Genomic DNA, 24,420 nt, shown 5'->3' on the forward strand with positions numbered 1-24,420 from the left:
CGGACATGGGCTTCGACATTCCCGGCATCGACGCCGACGATCTCAACCCGCTGAAATGGATCAACAAGGCCAACCACGCCTTCGGTGACACCCTCGCCAGTGGCCTGGAGTTCCTCGGCATCACCGACCCCGCCGTCGACCCCGACGGCATCCGCGAGATAGCCAAGCAGTGGCGGGCTCTGGCCAAGGGCCTGGACGCCGCTGCTCACGACGCCGAAACGGCGCTGAAGGATCTGGAGTGGGAGGGCGAGGCTGCCAAGGCCCTCCACAAGCGGGCGAAGACCACCCGCACACAGGCCACCGAGATGGCCGACTCGCTGCGCAAGGGCGCCAAAGCCCTGGACGACTTCGCCGACGAGGCGCACGAGCTCTTGTCGGAGATCGGCATCATCCTCGCCGAGATCGCCGAGTTCGAGATCGCGAGCCTGGGTCTGTCGGTGCTGACCGGCGGACTGTCCATGATCGCGGGGAACCTCGCGGCGGGCGCGCGGGCCGCGAAGGTCGTGACACTGATCGCCCGGATCGAGAAGTCCGGCAGTCGCATGGCCAAGGTCATCCGCACCGTGATGGAGGCCATCCGCGGCCTGGAGCGTGCGCTGAAGGCGCTCGGTGAGATCAAGACGATCGCGAAGGCCGGCAGGCTCGCGGCCGAGGGCATGGAGTTCACCGTCTTCGATGCCCTGTTGAGGGACCCCTCCACGTTCAAGGACCCCGGCAAGCTGGCGGAGACCCTGGCGGCCGGGGCCGCGTTCGGGGTGGGTCTCGGCGCTTTGGGCAAGGTCCTCGGCAAGGGGTTGGGCAAGCTCAAGCCCAGCGAACTCGCCAAGCTCGGCAAGGCATTGAAGCTGGACGGCTCAGGCCTTTCCCGCCTGAAACTCCGCCCCTCGGAGTGGGAGAAATTGCCCGCCTCGATCCGGACCATGTTCAAAAAGTGCGACCTGGACCCGATCGACGTGGCAACCGGCGACATGCTGCTGCCGCAGGTCGACGTGGAGCTGCCGGGCAACTTGCCCCTGATCCTGGAGCGGACACACCTGTCGTCGTACCGCTGGGGCGGTTGGTTCGGCCCGAGCTGGGCCTCGACCCTCGACCAACGCCTTCAGGTCGACGCAGACGGGATCACCTACGCCGCGCCCGACGGTGCGCGTCTGGCCTACCCTCTCCCCACCCCCGACGCCGAATTCCCGGTCCACCCTGAGACGGGTCCACGCCTTCCTTTGAGCTGGGATACCGAGACAGACGGGGCCCTGCGCATCACCGACCCGGACACCGGGTACGCGTACATCTTCCACAGCCCCCGGCCCACGGATGACAGCGAAGCGGTCGACCTGCCCCTGCAGGCCATCGTGGACCGCAACGGCCAGCGGATCGCCATCCATTACGGCGACGACGGCACCCCTACCGAGGTGACCCATTCCGGTGGCTACCGCATCGCCCTCGAGCGCCACGCTGACCTGCCCCGCATTTCGGCCCTCCGGCTCGTCGGCCCGGATCAGCCGGGGACAACCGGCACGCTCCTCGCCGCTTACGGCTACAACGACGACGGGCATCTCGCCGAGGTCACCAATTCGTCGGGACTGCCGCTGAGGTTCACCTACGACGAGGTGGGGCGCATCACCTCGTGGACCGACCGCAACGGGACCGCCTACCAGTACACCTACGACGACCTGGGCCGGGTCGTCCGTACCGAGGGCAGCGACGGTTTCCTGTCCGGCACCCTGTCCTACGACGACGAGACGCGCACGACGCTCCTGACCAACGACCTCGGCCGCACGACCCGCTACGAGCACAACGACGCATACCGTCTCATCCGGCAAACCGATTCCCTCGGGCATGTCACCCGCCAGGAATGGGACGCCGACCACCGGCTCACCGCGGTCACGGACCCACTCGGCCGTACGACGCGCTATATCCACGATGAACACGGCCGGGTGGCGTCCGCGATACGGCCGGACGGTCGGGAAGCCCGGGCGGATTACAGCGAACTCGGCCTCCCCATAACGATCACCGAGCCGGACGGCAGTGTGTGGCGACAGGGGTACGACGGACGAGGCAACCGGATCGCCGTCACTGATCCCGCCGGAGCCACGACGCGTTACCGCTACAACAGGGCGGGTCACCTCGTCGCGGTCACCGACGCGTTGGACCACACCATCCAGGTTCAATGCGATGCGGTGGGACTGCCTGTCAGGATCACTGATCCGCTCGGCGCCGTCACCTCGTACGAGCGCGACGGCTTCGGTAACCCCGTCAGCATCACTGACCCGCTGGAGCATGCGACCCGCCTGGAATGGACGGTGGAGGGCAAGCTTGCCCGGCGCACATACGCGGACGGGTCCAGTGAGTCCTGGGAGTACGACGGTGAGGGCAACTGCACCCGTCACACCGACCCGATGGGGGCGGTCAGCCGCTTCGAGTACACGCACTTCGACCAGCTCGCCGCACGTACCGGGCCGGACGGCGTCCGGTACGAGTTCACGCACGACGCAGAGTTGCGCCTCACCGGTGTCACCAACTCTCAGGGGGCGACGTGGACCTACACCTACGATCCGGCGGGCCGCCTCGTCTCCGAGACGGACTTCGACGGCCGAACCCTCGCCTACGCCCACGACGCTGCTGATCAGCTCGTCGCCCGTACCACCGCCTCCGGGCAGCAGATCCGCTTCGAGCGTGACGTCCTCGGCCGCACCGTGGCCAAGGACGTCGAGGGCTGCGTCACCACGTATGCCTACGATGACGCGGGCCGCCTGACCAGGGCGGTAAACGGCGGCAGCGTTCTGGGTCTGCGGCATGACGCTGCCGGTCGCCTGCTCTCCGAAACGGTCGACGAGCGCACCACCGCCTACTCCTATGACCTGTTGGGGCGCCGCACTGGCCGCACCACGCCAGCCGGTGCGACCACTACGTATGCCTACGACGCAGCCGGAAACCGAACCCAGCTGACCACTTCCGGCCGCACCCTGGCCTTCGACCACGACCAGACGGGTCGTGAGCTGTCCCGCCGCGTAGGTGAGGCCATCACTCTCACCAACTCCTTCGACCCCCTCGGCCGCCTTACGAGCCAGGCGGTGACGGGGCCGGTTCCACACGGAGTGATCCAGCGTCGGGACTACAGCTACCGCGCCGACGGCTACCTCGCCGCCGTCAACGACCGCCTCAACGGTCTCCGTCACTTCGATCTGGATGCCGCGGGCAGAGCCACCGCAGTCCGCGCTGACCAGTGGTCCGAGACCTACGCCTACGACGACGCCGGCAACCAGACCGAGGCTGCCTGGCCTTCCGCTCATCCGGGTCAGGAAGCCACCGGCACCCGCTCATACTCCGGTACCCGCATCACTAGGGCCGGTCAGGTCCGCTACGAACATGACGACGCCGGACGCATCACCCTGCGCCAGAAGCCCCGTCTGTCCCGCAAGCCGGACAACTGGCACTACACCTGGGATGCCGAGGACCGTCTCACCCAGGTCGTCACTCCCGACGGCACGATCTGGCGCTACCGCTACGACCCCCTCGGCCGACGCATTTCCAAGTCACGGATAGCCAACGACGGCACGGCCGAGGCCGAACACACGGACTTCACCTGGGACGGCACCACCCTGTGTGAACAGACCACCACCAGCCGGGAGTTGCCCAACCCGCTGACCCTGACCTGGGACCACCAAGGACTCCATCCCCTCACCCAGACTGAACGCATCACAGCGGCCACCGCCCCACAGGACGAGATCGACTCCCGCTTCTACGCGATCGTCACGGACCTCACCGGCACCCCCACCGAACTCATCGACGAACAAGGCGACATCGCCTGGTGCGCCCGTAACACCCTCTGGGGCAGCACAACTTGGCCGACGGACAGCACCACCTACACACCTCTCCGCTTCCCCGGCCAGTACCACGACCCAGAAACCGGCCTCCACTACAACTACTACCGCCACTACGACCCCGAAACCGCCCGGTACACCACCCCCGACCCCCTCGGCCTCACACCAGCACCCAACCCCAACACCTACGTCCACAACCCGCACACCTGGACCGACCCGCTCGGCCTGTCACCGTGCCCGAACAACGTTGCGCTGGGCATCCGAAAAGAAGGATTGAGAGAATTCGCGGAAAAGAATGGATTTACCCACTACCTTGATGACTGGACGGGATTCGAATCGCAAGTCAGAGCCGCAGCCCATAACCCTAACGTCCACCTGCACATTTCCATGGACGGGTTTGCAGGGCTAACGCCAGCAGAACGTTTCATGAAAGCCTACGAGAGCGGAATGGGGAATCGCTGGTTCGCGACCGAGCGTGAGATGTACCACGTAGGGAAGTCGGTGCGGGTGGGCGACAGAGATTGGGGTAGCATTTCCTTCTATGAGGGGGGCCGGAAGATTACAGTCCCTAAACCGGAAAAATGGCCCATGCCTGGGAGTTGAATTGCATAACATCGCATCGTGGAACCGGGAGTTCCAAGTCTGGCAGTACTCTGTCAGCCATTCCGTACTGCTCCTCAGGAGCGTTCAGCCTCGACTTCACAACACGCGAATCGATGTCGTGTTCCCGGCAGTTGAACTCATGCATGTCGGCCCAGACTTCTCGCGCCTGACGATCGCGAGGCTCGACGACGTTGAATCCGCAGAATTCCAGCGTGACCGCCATGTGGAACCCGGGCGAGGCGCCCTGTTTCTGTTGAATGGCGGGGAGGGATACGTTCGCGCCGCAGACTGCCAATGGCACGAGGACGACGGCGATCATCACGCGCCATCACGGTTCGGCCCAATGCGAGGCACGGATTAGGGCGTGGCCCGGAGAAGGAAGGAATCTAGAGTTCGCCGTCCCGAGCGATCACGAAGTCCTCGAAACGATCGGTGAATGGCTCAAGAGCGAGGCTTCGAAGGATTCCCACGTGTTTCACGATATTTCGGACATCGAGCAGGAGAAGTTGCGGCTCTCCCGGCGCCCAGGGCCGCAGGACGCGCCGCCCGTCCTGTGCGTGTTCGACGTGCGCATCACGGTGTCCTTCGAGGCGTACCGCTCGCGCGTGCGGGCCGTGCTGGACGCCGCTCTGGGGCTCGCCATTTCGGAGCCTTTCGAGGACGAGGACCTGCCCGTCGACGGCGTTCCCGACTGGTTCGCCTCCGTCAGCGGCGGAGGCTCCGGGACTGGCCCGGACTTCGCGAGGCATGGCGCCGAGCGCTATGTGGCCGGGTCTGGAAACGACCCCTGGGAGCTCCAGGAATGGCTCTACGAATTCGACCCGGAGTCGGAGACCCGGGGCTGGGCCTGGTGGGATCTGACCAGCCCTGGGGAAGGGTCCGCGCGCGTCTGGGTGGACAGTTGGGGCGAGTCGTTCTTCGCCTGCGACGAACTGCGCTGGCTGGTGCTGGTCGCAGGTGCGGAGGAGGTCCGCGGGCCGGAGCTCGTGCCCGCCTCCGCGTGGATCGAGGCCATCGGCCGCGACCGTTGACCCGCTAGCACCGCGGAGGCCAAAGAGTTCGCCTCCGCGGTGCCGTGCGTCTCACCCCGTTCCGCGCCCCGCGACAGACCCGTTCACATGCCGTGTACCGCCGGCACCTTGCCCAGCAGGCCCTTTTGGAAGTCCTCGAAGGCCTGTTGGAGTTCGGCTCGGCTGTTCATCACGAAGGGGCCGTAGTGGGCCATCGGCTCGCGGATCGGTTGTCCGCCGAGGAGGACCACCTCCAGGTCGGGAGCGTGGGCGTCCTGGCGTTCGTCCGCCCGGACCGTCAGGGACGAACCCGTGCCGAAGACCGCCGTCTGGCCCATCTGGACCGGGCGGCGCTCGGTGCCCACCGTGCCGCGGCCCGCGAGCACGTACGCGAGGCCGTTGAAGTCCGCCCGCCAGGGCAGGGTCACCTCCGCGCCGGGCCGTACCGTCGCGTGGATCATCGTGATCGGCGTGTGCGTGATGCCGGGGCCCTCGTGGCCGTCCAGTTCGCCCGCGATGACGCGGAGCAGCGCGCCGCCGTCGGGGGTGGAGAGCAGCTGGACCTGGCCGCCGCGGATGTCCTGGTAGCGGGGGTCCATCATCTTGTCCTTCGCGGGCAGGTTCACCCACAGCTGGAGGCCGTGGAAGAGGCCGCCGGACAGGACGAGGGACTCCGGCGGCGCCTCGATGTGCAGCAGGCCGGAGCCCGCCGTCATCCACTGGGTGTCGCCGTTGCGAATGGTGCCGCCGCCACCGTTGGAGTCCTGGTGGACGAAGGTTCCGTCGATCAGGTACGTGACCGTCTCGAAGCCCCGGTGCGGGTGCCACGGGGTGCCCTTCGGCTCGCCCGCCTCGTACTCCACCTCGCCCATCTGGTCCATCATGATGAACGGGTCGAGGTACTGGTAATTGATCCCCGCGAAGGCCCGGCGCACCGGGAACCCCTCGCCCTCGAAGCCGCTCGGCGCCGTGGTCACGGCGAGCACGGGGCGCGGCTCGGCGTCGGCCGGCGTCACCACCCGGGGCAGGGTCAGCGGGTTCTCGACAGTCACTGCAGGCATGGTCGGTACCTCCTCGTGCGTCCACTTTAGTTGAACGTAGAACTTTCTGCCACTTGGAACGAACGAGGCCCGGAGGGCATTCCCTCCGGGCCGCACGAGGTCGAACGGTTGGCTTGATCTTGTGGCTCGGGCACCGGCCCGCCGGCCCGCCCTCAGGGCCGGACCGCCCTCAGGGCCGGACCGGCTCCAGCTGCAGGTAGTCCAGATTCCAGTTCTGCGGGACGCCCGTGTCCAGGGACAGCCGCACGGTGTGGCGTCCGCGGGCCAGCTGCCGGGGATCACGGCTGTCCTGGAGCGCGTACGCGTGGTGGCTCGTCGTGGTCGCCACCCGCACCGCCTTGCCGGGCCCGCCCCGGTCGTACGCGACGCGGTAGGTCCCGGCGGGTGCGTACGGGGAGGACGCCCGGATCTTGAGGGTGTACCGCCCGGCCTTCGGCACGTCCACGCCGTACGTCAGCCACTCCCCGCCACGCATCCAGCAGACCACCACCGCGCCGTCGTGGTCGCAGACGTCGACGCCGTCGCCGCGCCGGCCGGGACCGTCGCCCCGGTTCTGCGCGTCGAGGTCGTGGTACGCCGCGCCCTCGCCGCCCGGCGCGTAGTTCTCGCCCTGCACGCGCACCGCACCCGGCGGCACCGGGTCGCCCGCGCCCCTGGCCAGGTACGACCTCAGCGTCTCGACGTTGTCGGTCAGCAGGACGGTCGCCCTGGAGTCGGCGAGCAGCTTCCCCCAGCCGCGCGCCGGGGAGATCAGCGAGGCCTCGTCGGTGTAGCGGGCGGCCAGGCCGTCCCACATGGTGTCGAACCAGACCCGTCCCGTCGTTCGCAGATCCCGTACGAAGGCCGGCGCGGCCACCTTGTCGCGGACGTCGTCGAAGACCACCTCGAAGGCGGGCGGCCTGCCCTTTCCGAACTCCGCCACGGAGGCGGCGTTGGCGTCGTCCACCAGGTGCATGTAGAGCGCGCCGGGGTGCCGTGCGAGGAACGCCCGCACCTCGGGCACCGGGGCGCGGGATTTGAAGAGGCCGGTGCGGACGGTGCCGGTCTGTTCGAGGACGCGCCAGACGGCCTCGCGGTCCCGCCAGGCCTGGTCGAGGTTGACGAGGCCGAGGGTACGGGCGGCCGTCATGGCCTCGGCGAGGGTGGGGACGTGGTGGGCGGTGAGGGGGGCCTGGCGGCCGCCGAGACCTGCCCGGAGCCTGAGGCTGCGCAGCTGGGTCAGGGTGAGGTCGGCGACGCGGCCCTTGCCGTCGGTGGTGCGGTCCACGGTCGCGTCGTGCATCAGGACCGGGACCTTGTCCTTGGTCAGCCGGACGTCCGCCTCGACGATCTGCGCACCGTCCGCGAACCCCGCGCGGATCCCGGCGACGCTGTTCTCCGGCGCCTTCCGCCACTGGCCGCGGTGGGCGGCGATCATCACCCCGGCCTGGGGGCCGTGATCGAGGAAGGCGCGGCGGGCCTGCTCGGCGGGGGTTTCGGCGACGGTACCGGTGGGGGTACTGGTGGGGGGTCCGGCGGCGGCGGGAGGCGCGGGTGCGGGGGCGACGGGATCCGGAGGCGCGGGCTCTTCGACGGCAGGCCTCGCCTGCTCGACGGAGGCCGGAGGCGCGGGCGCGACGGGATCCGGCAGGTCCGGCCTTGGCACGCCCGGCAGATCAGGTCCCGGCAGGCCCGGCACCGGAGGTCCGGGGTTCGAGTGAGCCGCCGGCACGGACGCCGCCCGCGTGGGCGGAGCCGCCCCGAGCAGTGACGCGCACGCGAAAGCGGCCGTCACGGTCGCGGACACGTACACGGACAGGGCGGGACGGCGACGCGCGATCATGGACGACGGCATAGGTCAGAGCATCGGCGCCGGTCCCCCGTCCGTCCACGACCACCCACGGCCCGCGGCGCCCCGTCACCCGTTCACCTGACGCGACGCCACCCGCGCGCCCCGCGCCCCGGCCCCGCGCCTCAGCCGGCAGGCGTCATCCGTACATGCGTCGCATCGCGAAGTCGACCATCTGTTCTACGGCCTTCGCGTCGAAGACCATGCGGTGTTCGCCCTCCATGTCGAGGACGAAGCCGTATCCCGTCGGGAGCAGGTCGATGACCTCCGCGCCCGTGATCACGAAGTACTTGGAGTCCTTGCCCGCGTACCGGCGCAGCTCCTTGAGGGAGGTGAACATCGGGATCACGGGCTGCTGGGTGTTGTGCAGGGCGAGGAAGCCGGGGTTGTCGCCGCGCGGGCAGTAGACCTTCGACGTGGCGAAGGCCTGCTGGAAGTCCTCGGCGGACATCGACCCCGTGGTGAAGGCGCGCACCGCGTCCGCGAGGGAGGGCGGCGAGGGCTCGGGGTAGAGCGGAGGCTGCTGGCCGTAGCCACCGCCGGGCATGCCCTGCATCTGCTGCGGCGGCGGCTGCGCGCCCGGCGGGGCGTACTGCTGCTGGGCCCCGGGGTTCTGGTCGTAGCCGTACATGCGCGCAAGCGTACTGAGTCACAGATGGGCGGTTAGGGGTTGCATCTTATTACCGACGGGTAGCATCATCGTAGGTACTTGCTACTTGCTGGTATTCATCCCTTTCCTGCTTACGGAGCCTTCGCCATGGGCCACTACAAGTCGAATCTCCGCGACATCGAGTTCAATCTCTTCGAGGTGCTCGGCCGCGACAAGCTGTACGGCACCGGCCCGTTCGCGGAGATGGACGTCGACACCGCCAAGAGCATCCTCGACGAGCTGCGCCGCCTCGCGGAGAACGAGCTGGCCGAGTCCTTCGAGGACGCCGACCGCAACCCGCCGGTCTTCGACCCGAAGACCAACACCGCCCCGGTCCCCGCGTCCTTCAAGAAGAGCTACCAGGCCTTCATGGACTCCGAGTACTGGCGCCTCGGCCTGCCCGAGGAGATCGGCGGCACCACCGCGCCCCGCTCCCTCATCTGGGGCTACGCGGAGCTGCTGCTCGGCGCCAACCCGGCCGTGTGGATGTACTCCTCGGGCCCGGCGTTCGCCGGCATCCTCTTCGAGGAGGGCAACGAGGCGCAGAAGAAGGCCGCCGAGATCGCCGTCGAGAAGCAGTGGGGCTCGACGATGGTGCTGACCGAGCCGGACGCCGGTTCGGACGTGGGCGCGGGCCGCACGAAGGCCGTGCAGCAGGCGGACGGCACCTGGCACATCGAGGGCGTGAAGCGCTTCATCACGTCCGGCGAGCACGACATGTCGGAGAACATCCTCCACTACGTCCTCGCCCGCCCCGAGGGCCACGGCCCCGGCACCAAGGGCCTCTCCCTCTTCCTCGTACCGAAGTACGAGTTCGACTGGGAGACCGGCGAGCTGGGCGAGCGCAACGGCGTGTACGCGACGAACGTCGAGCACAAGATGGGCCTCAAGGCCTCCAACACGTGCGAGATGACCTTCGGTGACCGGCACCCCGCCAAGGGCTGGCTGATCGGCGACAAGCACGACGGCATCCGCCAGATGTTCCGCATCATCGAGTTCGCCCGCATGATGGTCGGCACGAAGGCGATCGCGACGCTCTCCACGGGCTACCTCAGCGCCCTGGAGTACGCCAAGGAGCGCGTGCAGGGCCCGGACCTGGCCCAGTTCATGGACAAGTCCGCGCCCAAGGTGACGATCACCCACCACCCGGACGTGCGCCGCTCGCTGATGACGCAGAAGGCGTACGCGGAGGGCATGCGCGCGCTCGTCCTGCACACCGCGGCCGTCCAGGACGAGATCCAGGTCAAGGAGGCGGCGGGCGAGGACGCGTCGGCGCTCAACGCCCTGAACGACCTGCTGCTGCCCATCGTGAAGGGCTACGGCTCGGAGAAGTCCTACGAGCAGCTGGCGCAGTCGCTCCAGACGTTCGGCGGCTCGGGGTACCTCCAGGAGTACCCGATCGAGCAGTACATCCGGGACGCCAAGATCGACACGCTCTACGAGGGCACGACGGCGATCCAGGGCCAGGACTACTTCTTCCGGAAGATCGTCCGCAACCAGGGTGCCGCGCTGAACGGCCTCGCCGAGGAGATCAAGAAGTTCCTCGCGCTCGGCACGGGCGGCGAGGCGCTGGCCGGCGCCCGCGAGGAGCTGGCCAAGGCCGCGGTCGACCTGGAGGCCATCGTCGGCGTCATGCTGACGGACCTCGCGGCGACCGAGCAGGACGTGAAGTCCATCTACAAGGTGGGCCTGAACACCACGCGCCTCCTGATGGCCTCGGGCGACGTCGTCGTCGGCTACCTGCTCCTGCGCGGTGCCGCGGTCGCCGCCGAGAAGCTGGAGACGGCCTCGGTGAAGGACAAGGCGTTCTACGAGGGCAAGATCGCGGCGGCCAAGTTCTTCGCCACGAACGTCCTCCCGAACGTCACGGCCGAGCGCAAGCTCGCCGAGGGCGTGGAGCTGGACCTGATGGAGCTGGACGAGGCGGCGTTCTAGTCCGTACGGGCCGTACAGGCTCGGTTCGCACGTCAGCGCGATGCCGCCACTCGATCCTTTCGGGTGGCGGCGTCGCCGTATGTCCTGGGTACGCTGACGGCACGGCCGAGAATCCCGTCCATGGGAGGAACCATGACCGCCGAGCCCCGCATCGACGCGCCGCGCGCGCTCCAGCCCGACGGCTCGGCGTGGCCGATGCCGCCTCAGGACGGCTACACGACGGACGAATTCTTCAGCCTCGACCTCCCGCCGCACACAGAGTTGATCGACGGGAGCCTGATCTTCGTGAGTCCGCAGCGCAAGTTCCACACGCTGGCGATGGACCTCTTGGTGAACGGGGTGCGCGCCACCGTCCCCGAACACCTGCGGGTCCGCCGCGAAATGGCCGTCGTCCTCGGACGCAAGCAGGCACCCGAGCCGGACCTCGTGGTCGTGGCCGCGGAAGCCGACGCCGACCAGACCCAGACTCGCTACCAGGCCGATGACGTCCTGCTCGCCGTCGAGGTCGTCTCCCCCGACTCCGAGGACCGCGACCAGGACACCAAGCCCCGCAAGTACGCGGCAGCCGGCATCCGGCACTACTGGCTGGTCCGGATGGACGAGAACCACCGGCCCGCGATCCACACCTACGAGCTGGACCCGCACACCGGCGCCTACACGCCCACCGGCATCCACCACGACCGCCTCAAGCTCGCCGTGCCGTTCACGATCGACATCGACCTCACCGAGATCGACCGCCTCTGATCGCCCCGCCACCCGGACGGTCGCCCCATTAGGCTGGCCGGCATGAGCACACCCTCCGGGCCGTTCGACCGTGGCCACACCGAAGACCTCATGACCTTCCTCGCGGCAAGCCCCACGCCGTACCACGCCGTCGCGAGCGCCGCCGAGCGGCTGGAGAAGGCCGGGTTCCGGCAGGTCGAGGAGACCGAGGCCTGGGACGGTACGACCGGCGGCAAGTACGTGCTCCGCGGCGGCGCCATCGTCGCCTGGTACGTGCCGGAGGGCGCCGCCGCGCACACCCCCTTCCGCATCGTCGGCGCCCACACCGACTCCCCCAACCTCCGCGTGAAGCCGCAGCCCGACGCGGGCGTCCACGGCTGGCGCCAGGTCGCCGTCGAGATCTACGGCGGCCCGCTGCTCAACTCCTGGCTCGACCGGGACCTCGGCCTCGCCGGACGGCTCTCGCTGCGCGACGGCACCACGCGGCTCGTGAACATCGACCGGCCGCTGCTGCGCGTGCCCCAACTGGCCATCCACATGGACCGGTCCGTGCACACCGAGGGGCTCAAGCTCGACAAGCAGAAGCACATGCAGCCCATCTGGGGGCTCGGCGACGACGTGCACGAGGGCGACCTCATCCGGTTCCTGGAGGAGGAGAGCGGCCTCGGCGAGGGCGACGTCACCGGCTGGGACCTCATGACGTACGCCATCGAGGCGCCCGCCTTCCTCGGGCGTGACCGCGAACTCGTCGCGGGCCCCCGCATGGACAACCTCCTGTCCGTGCACGCCGCGACGGCCGCCCTCGCCGCCGTCGCCGCCCAGGAGGACCTCCCGTACATCCCCGTGCTCGCCGCCTTCGACCACGAGGAGAACGGCTCGCAGTCTGACACCGGCGCCGACGGGCCGCTGCTCGGCGGCGTCCTGGAGCGGTCCGTGTTCGCCCGCGGGGGCTCCTACGAGGACAAGGCCCGCGCCTTCGCCGGGACCATCTGTCTCTCCTCCGACACCGGCCACGCCGTGCACCCCAACTACGCCGAGCGGCACGACCCGACGCACCACCCGCGCGCCAACGGCGGCCCGATCCTCAAGGTCAACGTCAACAACCGCTACGCCACGGACGGTTCGGGCCGCGCGGTCTTCGCCGCCGCGTGCGAGAAGGCGGGCGTGCCCTTCCAGTCGTTCGTCTCCAACAACGCGATGCCGTGCGGCACCACGATCGGCCCGATCACCGCGGCCCGGCACGGCATCAAGACGGTCGACATCGGCGTCGCGATCCTGTCCATGCACAGCGTGCGCGAGCTGTGCGGCGCGGACGACCCGCACCTGCTCGCCAACGCGCTGGTGGCGTTCCTGGAGGGCTGACGTCCGAATGTCTGTGTGGCCTCAACGGTCCCGGGTACACGGAGACTTCGTAGCCACTACAGCAGGGAGGCGGTCCACATGGGCCTGGGCGGATGCATCATCCTGATCGCCGCGGGTGCCATCCTCACGTTCGCGACCGACTGGGACATCGAGGGGGTCAACCTCACCGTCGCGGGGGTCATCATGATGGCCGTGGGGCTCATCGGCGTCGCCGTCTTCACCAGCATCGCGCGCCGCAGGCGGGCGGTGGTGCCGCCGGTCGCGGGCGCCGCTCCCGTGGTCGACCCCGAGCAGCAGCGCCGCGGCTACTGAGACACCCCGCACACACCCCGCACAGCCGGTCCGTGCCGCCGTCCCCCGTACGGCGCGGGCCGGCTGTGTCATGTCCGATGTACGCGGGGTCGGCCGCCCGGCGGGGTAGGCATGAGGGCATGAGACTTCTCGTACGCGACCGCATGCTCGGCATCGGCGACGACTACTGGATCGAGGACGACCAGGGCCGCAAGGTCTTCCTCGTCGACGGCAAGGCGATGCGCCTGCGCGAGACCTTCGAGCTGAAGGACATGCAGGGCCGGGTGCTCGTCGACATCCACGCCAAGATGCTCTCCCTGCGCGACACGATGGTCATCGAACGGGAGGGCGAGCCGCTCGCCAAGGTGAAGCGCAAGCGGCTCTCGCTGCTGCGCAACCACTACCGCGTCGAACTGGTCGACGGCACCGAGCTGGACGTCAGCGGCAAGATCCTCGACCGCGAGTTCGCCATCGAGTACGACGGTGAGCTGCTCGCCGACGTCTCGCGCCGCTGGTTCAGCGTGCGCGAGACATACGGCCTGCAGATCGTGCGCGAGGACGCGGATCCCGCGCTGCTGCTCGCCGTCGCGGTCTGCGTGATCCGCCTCGCGGAAAAGGAGCGTGAGGGGCACGGGGACGACGACTGATGGCCCGGCGCCGGGCCGTGCCGGGCGCCTGACAGGGTGGCCACGTCCTGCGGTCTCGCGACTGCGGGTTCGCTGTGGCTGGTCGCGCAGTTCCCCGCGCCCCCTGGGGCGCGGCTCGCCGCTGCCCCACCTGACTACGCCTGGCCCAGTCGGCGGTCCTTGAGCGCCGGGAACTGTTCCCGGGTCCGGGCGACCCGGCCGGGATCGAGGTCGACCGTCAGGACCTCCTCGCCGTCGCCCGCCTCCGCGAGCACCTCGCCCCACGGGTCCACGACGACGCTGTGCCCCGCCTGCGGAACCCCCGCGTGCGTCCCGCCGGTGCCGCACGCCAGCACGTACACCTGGTCCTCGACCGCCCGCGCCCGCGCGAACAGCAGCCAGTGCTCACGGCGCCGCGCGGGCCACCCGGCGGGCACCACGAACATCTCCGCGCCCGCGTCGACGAGCCCGCGGAAGAGCTCGGGGAAGCGCAGGTCGTAGCAGGTCGCGAGGCCGAGCGTGGTGTTCGGCGTGCGCACCGTGGCCAGCTCGGAGCCCGCCGCCATCAGCACCGCCTCGCCCTTGTCGAAGCCGAAGCGGTGGATCTTGCGGTACGAGACGGCGAGTTCACCGGCGGGGGAGAAGACCAGCGAGGTGTTGTAGAGGCCGCCGTCGGCGCCCCGCTCGGGGATCGACCCGGCGTGCAGCCAGACGCCCGCGTCGCTCGCGGCCTTGGCCATCGCCTCGTAGGTGGGACCTTCGAGCGGCTCCGCCTCGGCGGCGAACGCCTCGTACGCGAAGGCACCCGTCGTCCACAGCTCGGGCAGGACGACCAGATCCGATCCGTCCCGCGCGCTCACCTCGCGTACGAGTGAAGCCACCCGCTGCCGACGGGAATTGACCGATTCGCCCTCGTCTACGGCGATCTGGATCAGGGAGCCGCGCACACTATCACCGTCCTGGCATTCGATCCGTCGACACCATCAAGTACAGCCTACGATCGTCACACGAAAGCACTGCCGGGGTGCCTGCGGGCAGCGTAACTTAACGTCTCAGACACCCACCGCCCGCGTACAACCGCAAGGGGTCCCGTGAGTCTCCATCCCAGCCTGCAAACCTACGCCGATGCCTGGTCGCATTCCGTGGAAGCGATATCCGAGCTGGTGTCGCCGCTCGCCGAGGGGGAGTGGAACTGGGCCACCCCCTGCCCCGGCTGGTCGGTGCGCGACATCGTCTCCCATGTCATAGGCCTCGACTGCGAGATGCTCGGCGACCCCCGGCCCATCCACACCCTGCCCCGCGACCTGTACCACGTGCGGACCGAGGGACAGCGGTACATGGAGATGCAGGTCGACGTGCGGCGCCACCACACCGCGCCGGAGATGACCTCCGAGCTGGAGTACACGATCATCCGCCGCAACCGTCAGCTGCGGAACGAGTCGCGCGAGCCGGACACGAAGATCCGCGGCCCGCTGGGCAGCGAGCAGACCCTCGAACTGGCCATGCGGCTGCGGGCGTTCGACGTGTGGGTGCACGAACAGGACCTCCGTACGACGCTGCGCAAGCCCGGCAACCTCGACTCCCCCGGGGCGTACGTCGCCCGGGACCTGCTGCTGCAGGGGCTCGCCAAGGTCGTCGCGGTGAACGCGGGCGCCCCCGCGAACTCTGCGGTCGTCTTCGACGTCAGCGGCCCCGTCGAGTTCCTGCGCACGGTCCGGGTGGACGCCGACGGCAAGGGCACCGTCGACAACGCCCCCTCCCTCGGCCCGCTCGCCACCATCGGCCTGGACTGGGAGACGTACTTCCGGCTCGCCTGCGGCCGGGTGACGTACGCGGCCGTCGCCGACCGGATCAAGGCCGAGGGCGACCACGACCTCGCGGAGGCGATCCTGCGCGACTTCGCCGTCACCCCGTGAGCCGGCGGCGCCCCGCGCCGCGGTGGCTCACGCCGGGACGTGCACGGCCTCGACCCGGCTGGCGACCAGCTGCTCCCGCTCCCTGCGCACCGCCCGCGACTTGAGCCGCAGGATCTGGCAGACCCCGAGCGCCTCCAGGACGAAGACGGCGGAGAACGCCACCCGGTAGTTGTCGCCGGTCGCGTCGAGCAGCACGCCGATCGCGAGCAGCGTCGTCATGGAGGCGACGAAGCCGCCCATGTTGGTGATGCCGGACGCCGTGCCCTGCCGCTCCGGCGGGTTGGCGGGCCGCGAGAAGTCGAAGCCGATCATGGAGGCGGGCCCGCAGGCGCCGAGCACCGTGCAGAGCACGATCAGCAGCCACAGCGGGGCGTGGTCGCCGGGGTGGGCGAGCGTGGCCGCCCAGGCCGTGGCCGTCGCCCCGATGGTGCCGAGCGCCAGCGGGAGGCGGGCGGCGTGGTGCCGGGCCACGATCTGCCCGTAGACGAGGCCGATCACCATGTTGGAGAGCACGACGAGCGTGAGCAGCTCACCGGCGGCCGCGCGGGACAGGCCCTGCGCCTCGACGAGGAACGGCAGGCCCCACAGGAGCAGGAAGACCATGGCGGGGAACTGCGTGGTGAAGTGCACCCACAGGCCGAGCCGGGTGCCGGGCTCCCGCCAGGACAGGGCGATCTGCTTGCGGACGTAGGCGGCGCCGCTGTGCGCGGCCGGCTCGGGCTCATGACCCTCGGGGTGGTCCTTGAGGAAGAGCGTCATCAGGACGAGGACGACGACGCCGCACAGCGCGCTGCCCGCGAACGCCGCGGTCCAGCCGACGGAGTGCAGCAGCCGGGCCAGGACGAGGGTCGAGACGAGGTTGCCCGCCATCCCGACGAGCCCCGCGAGCTGGGCGACCATCGGGCCGCGCCGGGCCGGGAACCAGCGGGTGCCGAGCCGCAGGACGCTGATGAAGGTCAGCGCGTCGCCGCAGCCGAGCAGGGCGCGGGAGACGAGCGCCGTCGCGTACGTGGGCGAGAAGGCGAAGCCGAGCTGGCCGACGGTGAACAGGACGACGCCGATGGTCAGCACCTTCTTGGTGCCGAGCCGGTCGACCATCAGGCCGACGGGTATCTGCATGCCCGCGTAGACGAGCAGTTGGAGGATGGAGAAGGTCGACAGGGCGGAGGCGTTGACGTGGAAGCGGTCGGCGGCGTCGAGCCCCGCGACGCCGAGGGACGTGCGGAAGATGACGGCGACGAAGTAGACGGCGACGCCGATGGACCAGACGAGGACGGCCTTCCTGCCGCCGGGGGGATCGCCGGGCAGGGCGACGGGGGCGGTGCCCGCGGAGCTCATCGGACGTCACCCCGGGCCAGGTTCTGGAACCAGCCGACGTGCCGGGTGACGACGCCGACGGCCGCCTCCGCGTCGCCGCGGCGCAGCGCGTCGAGGATCTCCTCGTGCTCGCTGAGCGTCTTGGCGATCCGGTCGGGGTGGGAGTGCATCACGGCGACGCCCATCCGCAGCTGCCGGTCGCGCAGCTGGTCGTACAGGCGGGAGAGGATCTCGTTGCCGCCGCTGCGGACGATCTCCGCGTGGAAGCAGCGGTCGGTGACGGCGGCCGCGGCGAAGTCCCCGGCGGCGGCCTGTTCGCGCTGCCGGTCGAGGAGCTCGGTGAGCCGGGCGATCAGCGGCGCGGACGCCGGGACCGCCTTGCGCACCGCGTGCGTCTCGACGAGCAGCCGGGTCTCGACGACGTCCGCGATCTCCTGGGCGGAGACGGGCAGGACGAGGGCACCCTTCTTCGGGTAGAGCCGCAGCAGCCCCTCGACCTCCAACTTGAGCAGCGCCTCGCGCACCGGCGTGCGGGACACCCCCACGGCCTCGGCGAGCTCGCCCTCGGTGAGGAGCGTGCCGCCCTCGTAGCGGCGCTCCAGGACGGCCTGCTTGACGTGGGCGTAGACGCGCTCGGCGGCGGGGGGCCGCTTGGGGGCCGGGGGCCGGTCGGTGGCGGCAAGGGCGGTGGCTGGCATGCGCACAGCATAGATACAACAGGTATACGCCGGAATCCCCGTCCACATGGCGGGCACCCCCGAAGACATGGCGGGCGGGCACCCCGCGCAGACGTGGCGGACGCCTCGCAGAATTTGCGGCCCTTCCGGCACATCCATCGGCCCCTCTCACTCGTCTACTGAGTGAGCGGCATCCTCATGCAGCCGCAGCCCAGGGGCATTTGGAGTATTCAACTTGATTACCGGCATTAAGGGCGTACGTCGCACATCGGCCGTACTCGTCACCGCGAGCGCGATGCTGGCCGGCGGCGCCCTCACCACTACGGCCCACGCGGCCGCCCCGCCGAAGCCGTCCATCGTCGCCAAGGGCGGCTATGCGATGAACAACGCGACGGGAAAGAGCCTGTACACCAAGGCTGCCGACACCCGCCGCTCCACCGGCTCCACGACGAAGATAATGACGGCGCGCGTCGTGCTCGGCCAGCGGAACCTGAACCTGAACTCCAAGGTCACGGTCCAGAAGGCCTACAGCGACTACATCGTCAGGAACAACGCGTCGTCGGCGCGGCTGATCGTCGGTGACAAGGTCACCGTCCGCCAGCTGCTCTACGGTCTGATGCTGCCGTCCGGCTGCGACGCGGCGTACGCGCTCGCGGACAAGTTCGGCAAGGGCTCGACCCGTGCCAAGCGCGTGAAGAGCTTCATCGGCCAGATGAACTCGACGGCGAAGAACCTGAACCTGAAGAACACGCACTTCGACTCGTTCGACGGCATCGGCAACGGCAGCAACTACTCGACGCCGCGCGACCTGACGAAGCTCGCGAGCAACGCCCTGAAGTACTCCACGTTCCGCTCCGTCGTGAAGACCAAGTCGACGAAGCAGAAGGTCACGACGAAGAGCGGCGGCTACCGCTACATGTCGTGGTCCAACACGAACAACCTGCTCTCCTCCTACCGCGGCGCCATCGGCGTGAAGACGGGCTCCGGCCCCGAGGCGAAGTACTGCCTCGTCTTCGCGGCGACCCGCAGCGGCAAGACCGTCGTCGGTACGGTGCTCACCTCCTCGTCCGTGAACAACCGCACGGCGGACGCGAAGAAGCTGCTCGACTACGGCTTCAAGGTCGCCTGACCTTAGGCCTGTTGTACGCAGAAGGGGCCCGCCGCGTTCGTCGCGGCGGGCCCCTTCGGTGGCTACGCCCAGGTCAGCAGCCGCTTCGGCCGCTCCAGGATCGCCGCCACGTCGGCCAGTACCTTGGAGCCGAGCTCCCCGTCCACCAGGCGGTGGTCGAAGGAGAGCGCGAGCGTCGTCACCTGACGGGGCTTCACCTTGCCCTTGTGCACCCACGGCTGGAGCTTGATCGCGCCGACCGCGAGGATCGCGGACTCACCGGGGTTGAGGATCGGCGTGCCCGTGTCGACGCCGAAGACGCCGACGTTCGTGATCGTCACCGTGCCGCCCTGCATGTCGCCGGGCGAGGTCTTGCCCGCCCGCGCGGTCGACACCAACTCGCCGAGGGACGCGGCCAGTTCCGGCAGGGTCTTGGCGTGCGCGTCCTTGATGTTCGGCACGATCAGACCGCGCGGGGTGGCCGCGGCGATGCCCAGGTTCACGTAGTGCTTCTGGACGATCTCCTGGTTCGGCTCGTCCCAGGCGGCGTTGACGTCGGGGTTCCGCTTGATCGCCACGAGCAGGGCCTTGGAGATCAGCAGCAGCGGGTTGACCCGAAGGCCCTCGAACGCCTTGTCCTGCTTGAGCTCCTCGACCAGCTTCATCGTGCGCGTCACGTCGATCGTCACGAACTCCGTGACGTGCGGCGCCGTGAACGCCGAGCCGACCATCGCCTGCGCGGTGGCCTTGCGGACGCCCTTGACCGGGATGCGGGTCTCGCGGGCTTCCGTGCCCGCCGCGGAGGCGGGGGCGGCCGTCGCCGGGGCGGGTGCCCGGTCCGGCTGCGCGGGCTGCGGGGCGGATACGGGGTCGGCGGCCGGGGCCACCGCCGCGTGCACGTCCTCGCGGGTGATGATCCCGTCGGGTCCGGACGGGACGACCGTCGCGAGGTCGACGCCGAGGTCCTTGGCGAGCTTGCGGACGGGCGGCTTGGCCAGCGGGCGGGCGCCGTTGGTGCCGGTGCCGGGCGGTGCCGGGGCCACGGGCGGCGCGGCGGGGACGCCGGTGCCGTTCAGCTCGGCCTGGACCGCCTGGCGCGCGCCGGCGGGCGGCCCGTCGGTCCGCTGCGGGACGGCCGCCTTGCGGGCCCGCCGCTTCGTCGAGGACTCGGCCACCCCGTACCCCACGAGCACGGGCTGGCGCCCGGTCGGGGCGGCGGGCTCGGCCTCGCCCTGGGCAGCCGCCGGCTCGGCCGCCGCGGGCGCCGGTTCGACCACGGCCACCTGCTCGGGCGCCGCCACGGCACCCGCACCACCGGACACGTCGACCGCGATGATCACCTGGCCGACGTCGACCGTGGTGCCCTCGGGGAAGCGCAGCTCCCGTACGACACCGTTGAAGGGGATCGGCAGCTCGACCGCGGCCTTGGCCGTCTCGACCTCGCACACGACCTGGCCGTCGGTGACCTCGTCACCCGGCGCCACGTACCACTTGAGGATCTCGGCCTCGGTGAGTCCCTCGCCCACGTCGGGCATCTTGAACTCGGCAAGAGCGGTCTCAGTCATCGTCGTCACGCTCCTCTCCTCAGTACGCAAGCGAGCGGTCGACGGTGTCGAGCACCCGGTCAAGACCCGGCAGGTACTCCTCCTCCAGGCGCGCCGGCGGGTACGGCGCGTGATAGCCGCCGACCCGCAGCACGGGCGCCTCCAGGTGGTAGAAGCACCGCTCGGTGATGCGGGCGGCGATCTCCGCGCCCGCGCCGAGGAAGACCGGCGCCTCGTGGACCACGACCAGGCGGCGGGTCTTCTCGACCGAGGACTGCACCGCGTCGAAGTCGATCGGCGACATCGAGCGCAGGTCCACGACCTCCAGGGACTTGCCCTCCTCGGCGGCGGCCGCGGCCGCCTCCAGGCAGACCTTCACCATCGGGCCGTACGCGGCGAGCGTGAGGTCGCTGCCCTCGCGGGCGACGACGGCCTTGTGCAGGGGGCCCGGGATGGCCTCCTTGTCGACCTCGCCCTTGTCCCAGTACCGCCGCTTCGGCTCGAAGAAGATCACCGGGTCGTCGCTCTGGATCGCCTGCTGCATCATCCAGTAGGCATCGGCCGCGTTCGACGGCGAGACCACCTTGAGGCCCGCGACGTGCGCGAACAGCGTCTCGGGCGACTCGCTGTGGTGCTCGACGGCGCCGATGCCGCCGCCGTACGGAATGCGGATGACGACCGGCATCTTGATCTTGCCGAGCGATCGCGCGTGCATCTTCGCGAGCTGCGTGACGATCTGGTCGTACGCCGGGAAGACGAAGCCGTCGAACTGGATCTCCACCACCGGGCGGTAGCCCCGCAGGGCGAGGCCGATGGCGGTGCCGACGATGCCCGACTCGGCGAGCGGGGTGTCGATGATCCGCTCTTCGCCGAAGTCCTTCTGCAGCCCGTCCGTCACACGGAAGACGCCGCCGAGCTTGCCGACGTCCTCACCCATGACGAGGACCTTGGGGTCGTTCTCCAGCGCGGTGCGCAGCGATTCGTTGATCGCCTTGGCGATGGGCATGCTTTTTGACGTCGCGGTCTGGACAGCCATGGTCACTTGCCCTCCTCGCCCGCGGGGGCGTCCGCGAACGACGCCTGGTAGGCGACGAACTGGGCGCGCTCCTCGTCGACCAGCGCGTGCCCGTCGGCGTAGACGTTCTCGAAAATGGCCATCAGGCCCGGATCCGGCATCGCCCGCACCACCTCTCGCACTCGCTTGCCCAACGCTTCGCTCTCGTCCTCGAGTTCCGCGAAGAATCCCTCATCAGCGTGACCTTCGGACTCCAGGTACGCCCGCAGCCGCAGAATCGGGTCCTTGGCCTCCCAGGCCTCCCGCTCCTCGTCCCTGCGGTACTTGGTGGGGTCGTCGGAGGTGGTGTGCGCGCCCATGCGGTAGGTGAACGCCTCGATCAGCGCGGGACCCTCGCCGCCGCGGGCCCGCTCCAGGGCCCACTTGGTGACGGCGAGCATGGCGAGCACGTCGTTGCCGTCGACCCGCACACCGGGGAAGCCGAAGCCCTGCGCGCGCTGGTAGAGCGGCACCCGGGTCTGCTTCTCGGTGGGCTCGGAGATCGCCCACTGGTTGTTCTGACAGATGAACACGACCGGGGAGTTGTAGACCGCGGAGAACGTGAACGCCTCCGCCACGTCGCCCTGGCTGGACGCGCCGTCACCGAAGTACGCGAGCACGGCCGAGTCGGCACCGTCCTTGGCGACGCCCATGGCGTAGCCGGTGGCGTGCAGCGTCTGCGAGCCGATGACGATCGTGTACAGGTGGAAGTTGTTGGTGTTCGGGTCCCAGCCGCCGTGGTTCACGCCCCGGAACATGCCGAGCAGGTTGGTCGGGTCGACCCCGCGGCACCAGGCCACGCCGTGCTCGCGGTAGGTCGGGAAGACGTAGTCGTCCTCGCGGGTGGCGCGGCCCGAACCGATCTGGGCGGCCTCCTGGCCGAGGAGCGACGCCCACAGACCCAGCTCGCCCTGGCGCTGCAGGGAGGTGGCCTCGGCGTCGAAGCGGCGGGTGAGGACCATGTCGCGGTACAGGCCGCGCAGCTCCTCGGCGGTGATGTCGGCGACGTACGCGTCGTACACCGCGTTCTCCGCGTTCCTGACCCGCTTGCCCTCGGGGGTCAGCAGCTGTACGAGTTCCGGCTCCGTGCTCTTGTGCGGCGCGGCCTTTTTCGTCCCGGCGCGCTTGCCGCCGCCCGTACTGCTGCGGCGCGGTTTGCGCGCGGCGGTGCTCTCCACGGTCACGTGTGCTCCTCCGTCGGTCCGGCCCCCGGGATTACCGGGTGACTGGGGTTCCCCGTGCTCGTTGGGAGCTGGGGAAGCGGCTCGCCTGTCCGTGCCCGCGCACGGGGTGGGTGCGACTCGGCCGGGAACAGGCGTGACAGGTGCCCCGGCGAACGCCCTGCACAAAACACGTTACCCAGTGCTTCCCATTTCTGTGAAACCCCATCTGACCTGCGAATTTGCTTGGATTTCCAAGTAAACGGCCACTCGCGTGACTGCTTGGATTTCCGAGTAAATCGAGAAAATCGGGAACACTTCCTGGTCACAGCACTGATCACAGCCTGGCAGGGGGCCGGAACACCGGCACGTTATCCCGGCCACCCCGGCGACGGGAAGGGTTGCGCTCAGGCGCGGAAAGAGATCGTGTGTGAGACTGACCCCGTGCGCGAAGACGGAAAAATTACGGTATTTCTCCTCGACGATCATGAAGTGGTCCGCCGGGGAGTCCATGAGCTGCTGTCCGTGGAGTCCGACATCGAGGTCGTCGGCGAAGCCGGAACCGCGGCGGACGCCCTGGTCAGGATCCCCGCGACCCGGCCCGACGTGGCCGTGCTCGACGTGCGCCTGCCGGACGGCAGCGGTGTCGAGGTGTGCCGCGAGATCCGCTCGCAGAACGAGGACATCAAATGCCTGATGCTCACCTCGTTCGCCGACGACGAGGCGCTCTTCGACGCGATCATGGCCGGTGCCTCCGGTTATGTCCTCAAGGCCATCCGCGGCAATGAGCTGCTGACCGCCGTGCGGGACGTGGCGGCCGGCAAGTCCCTGCTCGACCCCGTGGCCACCGCCCGGGTCCTGGAGCGGCTGCGCGACGGCAACAACGCCAAGGGCGACGACCGGCTCGCCAACCTCACCGAGCAGGAGCGGAAGATCCTCGACCTGATCGGCGAGGGTCTGACCAACCGCGTCATCGGCGAACGGCTGCACCTCGCCGAGAAGACGATCAAGAACTACGTCTCCAGCCTGCTCTCGAAGCTGGGCATGGAGCGGCGCTCGCAGGCGGCGGCATACGTGGCGCGGATGCAGGCGGAGAAGCACTGACGGTCCGGAGCGGCTGACGTCACGGGCGGCTGACGGTCCGGAGCGGCCGACGGCTCGAAGCGGCCGACGGCTCGAAGCGGCTGACGGCTCGGCGCGGTCGGCGGTTGCGGGACTTACGTCCTCCGTCGATGGGGGCGGGGTCCCCTTTCCCGACACCCCGTCCATGAACCAGGGTGGGGGACATGCCGACCACGCCCACCGACGAACAGCTCGCCTTCGACCTGCTCAGCCGCACCGACTACGGCAGGGTGGCCACCAGCATGCGCGCGCTGCCCTTCCTCGCCGCGGCCCGGCACGTCGTGGTGGAGGGCAAGATCCTGCTGCGCATGCACAAGGGATACGGCTACCACCGGGCCTGCGTCGGCAGCGTCGTCGCGTACGGCGCGGACAACCTCGACGCGGCGGACGCCCGCGAGGGCCGGTGGACCGTGCAGTGCGTCGGCTACTGCGAGCGGATCGAGCCGACCACCGCGGAGCTCGAACTCTTCGGCCCCGGGCCCCACTTCGTGGACGGCGGCCTCTTCGACCCGGTCTACCTGCGGATAGAGCCGCAGTTCAGCACGGTGCACTCGGTGCCGGCGGGCGGGGACATGCTGCTGCAGCGCACGCGGTAGCGCGGCCCGGCGCCCACCGG

21 protein-coding genes are annotated in these 24,420 nt (G+C 69.5%); 11 read left to right on the forward strand and 10 right to left on the reverse strand.

All coding sequences use genetic code 11. From position 1 onward, the window contains the following. The first annotated feature begins 5 nt into the window (after nt 1-5). Nucleotides 6-4,421 carry a DUF6531 domain-containing protein gene (locus ACFYO9_RS24175; protein WP_358777901.1) on the forward strand — a complete coding sequence of 1,472 codons (4,416 nt, stop codon included), beginning with the start codon at nt 6-8 and terminating at the stop codon, nt 4,419-4,421. On the opposite strand, the gene ACFYO9_RS24180 is transcribed toward ACFYO9_RS24175, so the two are convergent. Continuing rightward, entirely contained in the window at nt 4,387-4,743 is a 357-nt protein-coding gene (locus ACFYO9_RS24180; protein ID WP_358777900.1) for a hypothetical protein, read from the reverse strand. The two genes, ACFYO9_RS24175 and ACFYO9_RS24180, sit on opposite strands and share 35 nt — an antisense overlap. A 148-nt stretch (nt 4,744-4,891) precedes the next feature. Between ACFYO9_RS24180 and ACFYO9_RS24185 the strand changes: the two genes are divergently transcribed. Next, complete coding sequence (locus tag ACFYO9_RS24185) at nt 4,892-5,452, forward strand: hypothetical protein (protein WP_358777899.1); 561 nt, start codon at nt 4,892-4,894, stop codon at nt 5,450-5,452. Between the two features lie 83 nt (nt 5,453-5,535). Here ACFYO9_RS24185 and ACFYO9_RS24190 read toward each other — a convergent pair whose 3' ends face one another. The 3 genes from ACFYO9_RS24190 to ACFYO9_RS24200 all read right to left on the reverse strand — a co-directional run bounded on the left by ACFYO9_RS24190 (nt 5,536) and on the right by ACFYO9_RS24200 (nt 8,951). Further along, nucleotides 5,536-6,492, reverse strand: coding sequence for a pirin family protein (locus ACFYO9_RS24190; protein ID WP_355812399.1), 957 nt, complete (start codon nt 6,490-6,492; stop codon nt 5,536-5,538). 169 nt (nt 6,493-6,661) lie between these two features. After that, complete coding sequence (locus tag ACFYO9_RS24195) at nt 6,662-8,314, reverse strand: glycerophosphodiester phosphodiesterase family protein (RefSeq protein ID WP_388666553.1); 1,653 nt, start codon at nt 8,312-8,314, stop codon at nt 6,662-6,664. A 145-nt stretch (nt 8,315-8,459) separates the two neighbouring features. Further along, nucleotides 8,460-8,951 (reverse strand): SseB family protein, encoded by a 492-nt coding sequence (locus tag ACFYO9_RS24200; protein WP_055563227.1) that lies wholly within the window; start codon nt 8,949-8,951, stop codon nt 8,460-8,462. 126 nt (nt 8,952-9,077) lie between these two features. Between ACFYO9_RS24200 and ACFYO9_RS24205 the strand changes: the two genes are divergently transcribed. The 5 genes from ACFYO9_RS24205 (at nt 9,078) to ACFYO9_RS24225 (ending at nt 13,927) form a co-directional block, all read left to right on the forward strand. Beyond that, complete coding sequence (locus ACFYO9_RS24205; RefSeq protein ID WP_358777897.1) at nt 9,078-10,904, forward strand: acyl-CoA dehydrogenase; 1,827 nt, start codon at nt 9,078-9,080, stop codon at nt 10,902-10,904. A 132-nt stretch (nt 10,905-11,036) separates the two neighbouring features. Next, nucleotides 11,037-11,648 carry a Uma2 family endonuclease gene (locus tag ACFYO9_RS24210; RefSeq protein ID WP_388666556.1) on the forward strand — a complete coding sequence of 204 codons (612 nt, stop codon included), beginning with the start codon at nt 11,037-11,039 and terminating at the stop codon, nt 11,646-11,648. A gap of 42 nt (nt 11,649-11,690) precedes the next feature. Next, entirely contained in the window at nt 11,691-12,989 is a 1,299-nt protein-coding gene (locus ACFYO9_RS24215; RefSeq protein WP_358777896.1) for a M18 family aminopeptidase, read from the forward strand. A gap of 78 nt (nt 12,990-13,067) precedes the next feature. Further along, nucleotides 13,068-13,301: a DUF6458 family protein gene (locus tag ACFYO9_RS24220; protein ID WP_355812385.1), complete on the forward strand. Its 234-nt coding sequence runs from the start codon at nt 13,068-13,070 to the stop codon at nt 13,299-13,301. A gap of 119 nt (nt 13,302-13,420) precedes the next feature. Then, nucleotides 13,421-13,927, forward strand: coding sequence for an LURP-one-related family protein (locus ACFYO9_RS24225; protein ID WP_355812383.1), 507 nt, complete (start codon nt 13,421-13,423; stop codon nt 13,925-13,927). A gap of 134 nt (nt 13,928-14,061) precedes the next feature. On the opposite strand, the gene ACFYO9_RS24230 is transcribed toward ACFYO9_RS24225, so the two are convergent. Then, the gene (locus tag ACFYO9_RS24230; protein ID WP_358777895.1) at nt 14,062-14,853 is read right to left on the reverse strand and encodes a carbon-nitrogen family hydrolase; all 792 of its coding nucleotides are present in this window, start codon (nt 14,851-14,853) and stop codon (nt 14,062-14,064) included. A gap of 144 nt (nt 14,854-14,997) precedes the next feature. Here ACFYO9_RS24230 and ACFYO9_RS24235 point away from each other — a divergent pair, with 144 nt between their 5' ends. Continuing rightward, a complete protein-coding gene (locus ACFYO9_RS24235) occupies nt 14,998-15,822 on the forward strand; it encodes a maleylpyruvate isomerase family mycothiol-dependent enzyme (RefSeq protein WP_355812378.1) in 825 nt (274 codons plus the stop codon). Nucleotides 15,823-15,849: 27 nt separating this feature from the next. Here ACFYO9_RS24235 and ACFYO9_RS24240 read toward each other — a convergent pair whose 3' ends face one another. Further along, a complete protein-coding gene (locus ACFYO9_RS24240) occupies nt 15,850-17,160 on the reverse strand; it encodes an MFS transporter (RefSeq protein WP_355812375.1) in 1,311 nt (436 codons plus the stop codon). Beyond that, nucleotides 17,157-17,837, reverse strand: coding sequence for a GntR family transcriptional regulator (locus ACFYO9_RS24245; protein WP_358711127.1), 681 nt, complete (start codon nt 17,835-17,837; stop codon nt 17,157-17,159). The genes ACFYO9_RS24240 and ACFYO9_RS24245 overlap by 4 nt, the downstream gene beginning before the upstream one ends. A gap of 274 nt (nt 17,838-18,111) precedes the next feature. Between ACFYO9_RS24245 and ACFYO9_RS24250 the strand changes: the two genes are divergently transcribed. Then, nucleotides 18,112-18,945, forward strand: a complete 834-nt coding sequence (locus ACFYO9_RS24250) for a D-alanyl-D-alanine carboxypeptidase family protein (protein ID WP_388666598.1) — start codon at nt 18,112-18,114, stop codon at nt 18,943-18,945. A gap of 62 nt (nt 18,946-19,007) precedes the next feature. On the opposite strand, the gene ACFYO9_RS24255 is transcribed toward ACFYO9_RS24250, so the two are convergent. From ACFYO9_RS24255 to pdhA, 3 genes are read right to left on the reverse strand one after another with little or no spacing between them, the layout of a single operon-like run. Continuing rightward, a complete protein-coding gene (locus ACFYO9_RS24255) occupies nt 19,008-20,498 on the reverse strand; it encodes a dihydrolipoamide acetyltransferase family protein (protein ID WP_358777894.1) in 1,491 nt (496 codons plus the stop codon). 10 nt (nt 20,499-20,508) lie between these two features. Next, complete coding sequence (locus tag ACFYO9_RS24260) at nt 20,509-21,474, reverse strand: alpha-ketoacid dehydrogenase subunit beta (protein ID WP_355812650.1); 966 nt, start codon at nt 21,472-21,474, stop codon at nt 20,509-20,511. A 32-nt stretch (nt 21,475-21,506) separates the two neighbouring features. Beyond that, a complete protein-coding gene (gene pdhA, locus ACFYO9_RS24265) occupies nt 21,507-22,706 on the reverse strand; it encodes a pyruvate dehydrogenase (acetyl-transferring) E1 component subunit alpha (RefSeq protein ID WP_358777893.1) in 1,200 nt (399 codons plus the stop codon). A 420-nt stretch (nt 22,707-23,126) separates the two neighbouring features. On the opposite strand from pdhA, the gene ACFYO9_RS24270 reads away from it, so the two are divergent. Further along, a complete protein-coding gene (locus tag ACFYO9_RS24270) occupies nt 23,127-23,786 on the forward strand; it encodes a response regulator transcription factor (protein WP_355812362.1) in 660 nt (219 codons plus the stop codon). A 182-nt stretch (nt 23,787-23,968) separates the two neighbouring features. Next, the gene (locus ACFYO9_RS24275) at nt 23,969-24,400 is read left to right on the forward strand and encodes a pyridoxamine 5'-phosphate oxidase family protein (RefSeq protein ID WP_358777892.1); all 432 of its coding nucleotides are present in this window, start codon (nt 23,969-23,971) and stop codon (nt 24,398-24,400) included. Nucleotides 24,401-24,420 lie beyond the last annotated feature (20 nt).

Origin of the sequence: Streptomyces sp. NPDC005863 (genome assembly GCF_042871345.1) — a bacterium.
In the GTDB taxonomy this organism is placed as follows: Bacteria; Actinomycetota; Actinomycetes; order Streptomycetales; family Streptomycetaceae; genus Streptomyces.

Bases quoted from the DNA above. Each gene is read 5' to 3' on its own strand.
- ACFYO9_RS24220 (WP_355812385.1), top strand. From the start codon at position 13,068: ATGGGCCTGGGCGGATGCATCATCCTGATCGCCGCGGGTGCCATCCTC.
- ACFYO9_RS24205 (WP_358777897.1), top strand. From the start codon at position 9,078: ATGGGCCACTACAAGTCGAATCTCCGCGACATCGAGTTCAATCTCTTC.
- ACFYO9_RS24215 (WP_358777896.1), top strand. From the start codon at position 11,691: ATGAGCACACCCTCCGGGCCGTTCGACCGTGGCCACACCGAAGACCTC.
- ACFYO9_RS24260 (WP_355812650.1), bottom strand. From the start codon at position 21,474: ATGCCCATCGCCAAGGCGATCAACGAATCGCTGCGCACCGCGCTGGAG.
- ACFYO9_RS24240 (WP_355812375.1), bottom strand. From the start codon at position 17,160: ATGAGCTCCGCGGGCACCGCCCCCGTCGCCCTGCCCGGCGATCCCCCC.
- ACFYO9_RS24190 (WP_355812399.1), bottom strand. From the start codon at position 6,492: ATGCCTGCAGTGACTGTCGAGAACCCGCTGACCCTGCCCCGGGTGGTG.
- ACFYO9_RS24195 (WP_388666553.1), bottom strand. From the start codon at position 8,314: ATGATCGCGCGTCGCCGTCCCGCCCTGTCCGTGTACGTGTCCGCGACC.
- ACFYO9_RS24225 (WP_355812383.1), top strand. From the start codon at position 13,421: ATGAGACTTCTCGTACGCGACCGCATGCTCGGCATCGGCGACGACTAC.
- ACFYO9_RS24245 (WP_358711127.1), bottom strand. From the start codon at position 17,837: ATGCCAGCCACCGCCCTTGCCGCCACCGACCGGCCCCCGGCCCCCAAG.
- ACFYO9_RS24210 (WP_388666556.1), top strand. From the start codon at position 11,037: ATGACCGCCGAGCCCCGCATCGACGCGCCGCGCGCGCTCCAGCCCGAC.
- ACFYO9_RS24275 (WP_358777892.1), top strand. From the start codon at position 23,969: ATGCCGACCACGCCCACCGACGAACAGCTCGCCTTCGACCTGCTCAGC.
- ACFYO9_RS24175 (WP_358777901.1), top strand. From the start codon at position 6: ATGGGCTTCGACATTCCCGGCATCGACGCCGACGATCTCAACCCGCTG.
- ACFYO9_RS24250 (WP_388666598.1), top strand. From the start codon at position 18,112: ATGCTGGCCGGCGGCGCCCTCACCACTACGGCCCACGCGGCCGCCCCG.
- ACFYO9_RS24200 (WP_055563227.1), bottom strand. From the start codon at position 8,951: ATGTACGGCTACGACCAGAACCCCGGGGCCCAGCAGCAGTACGCCCCG.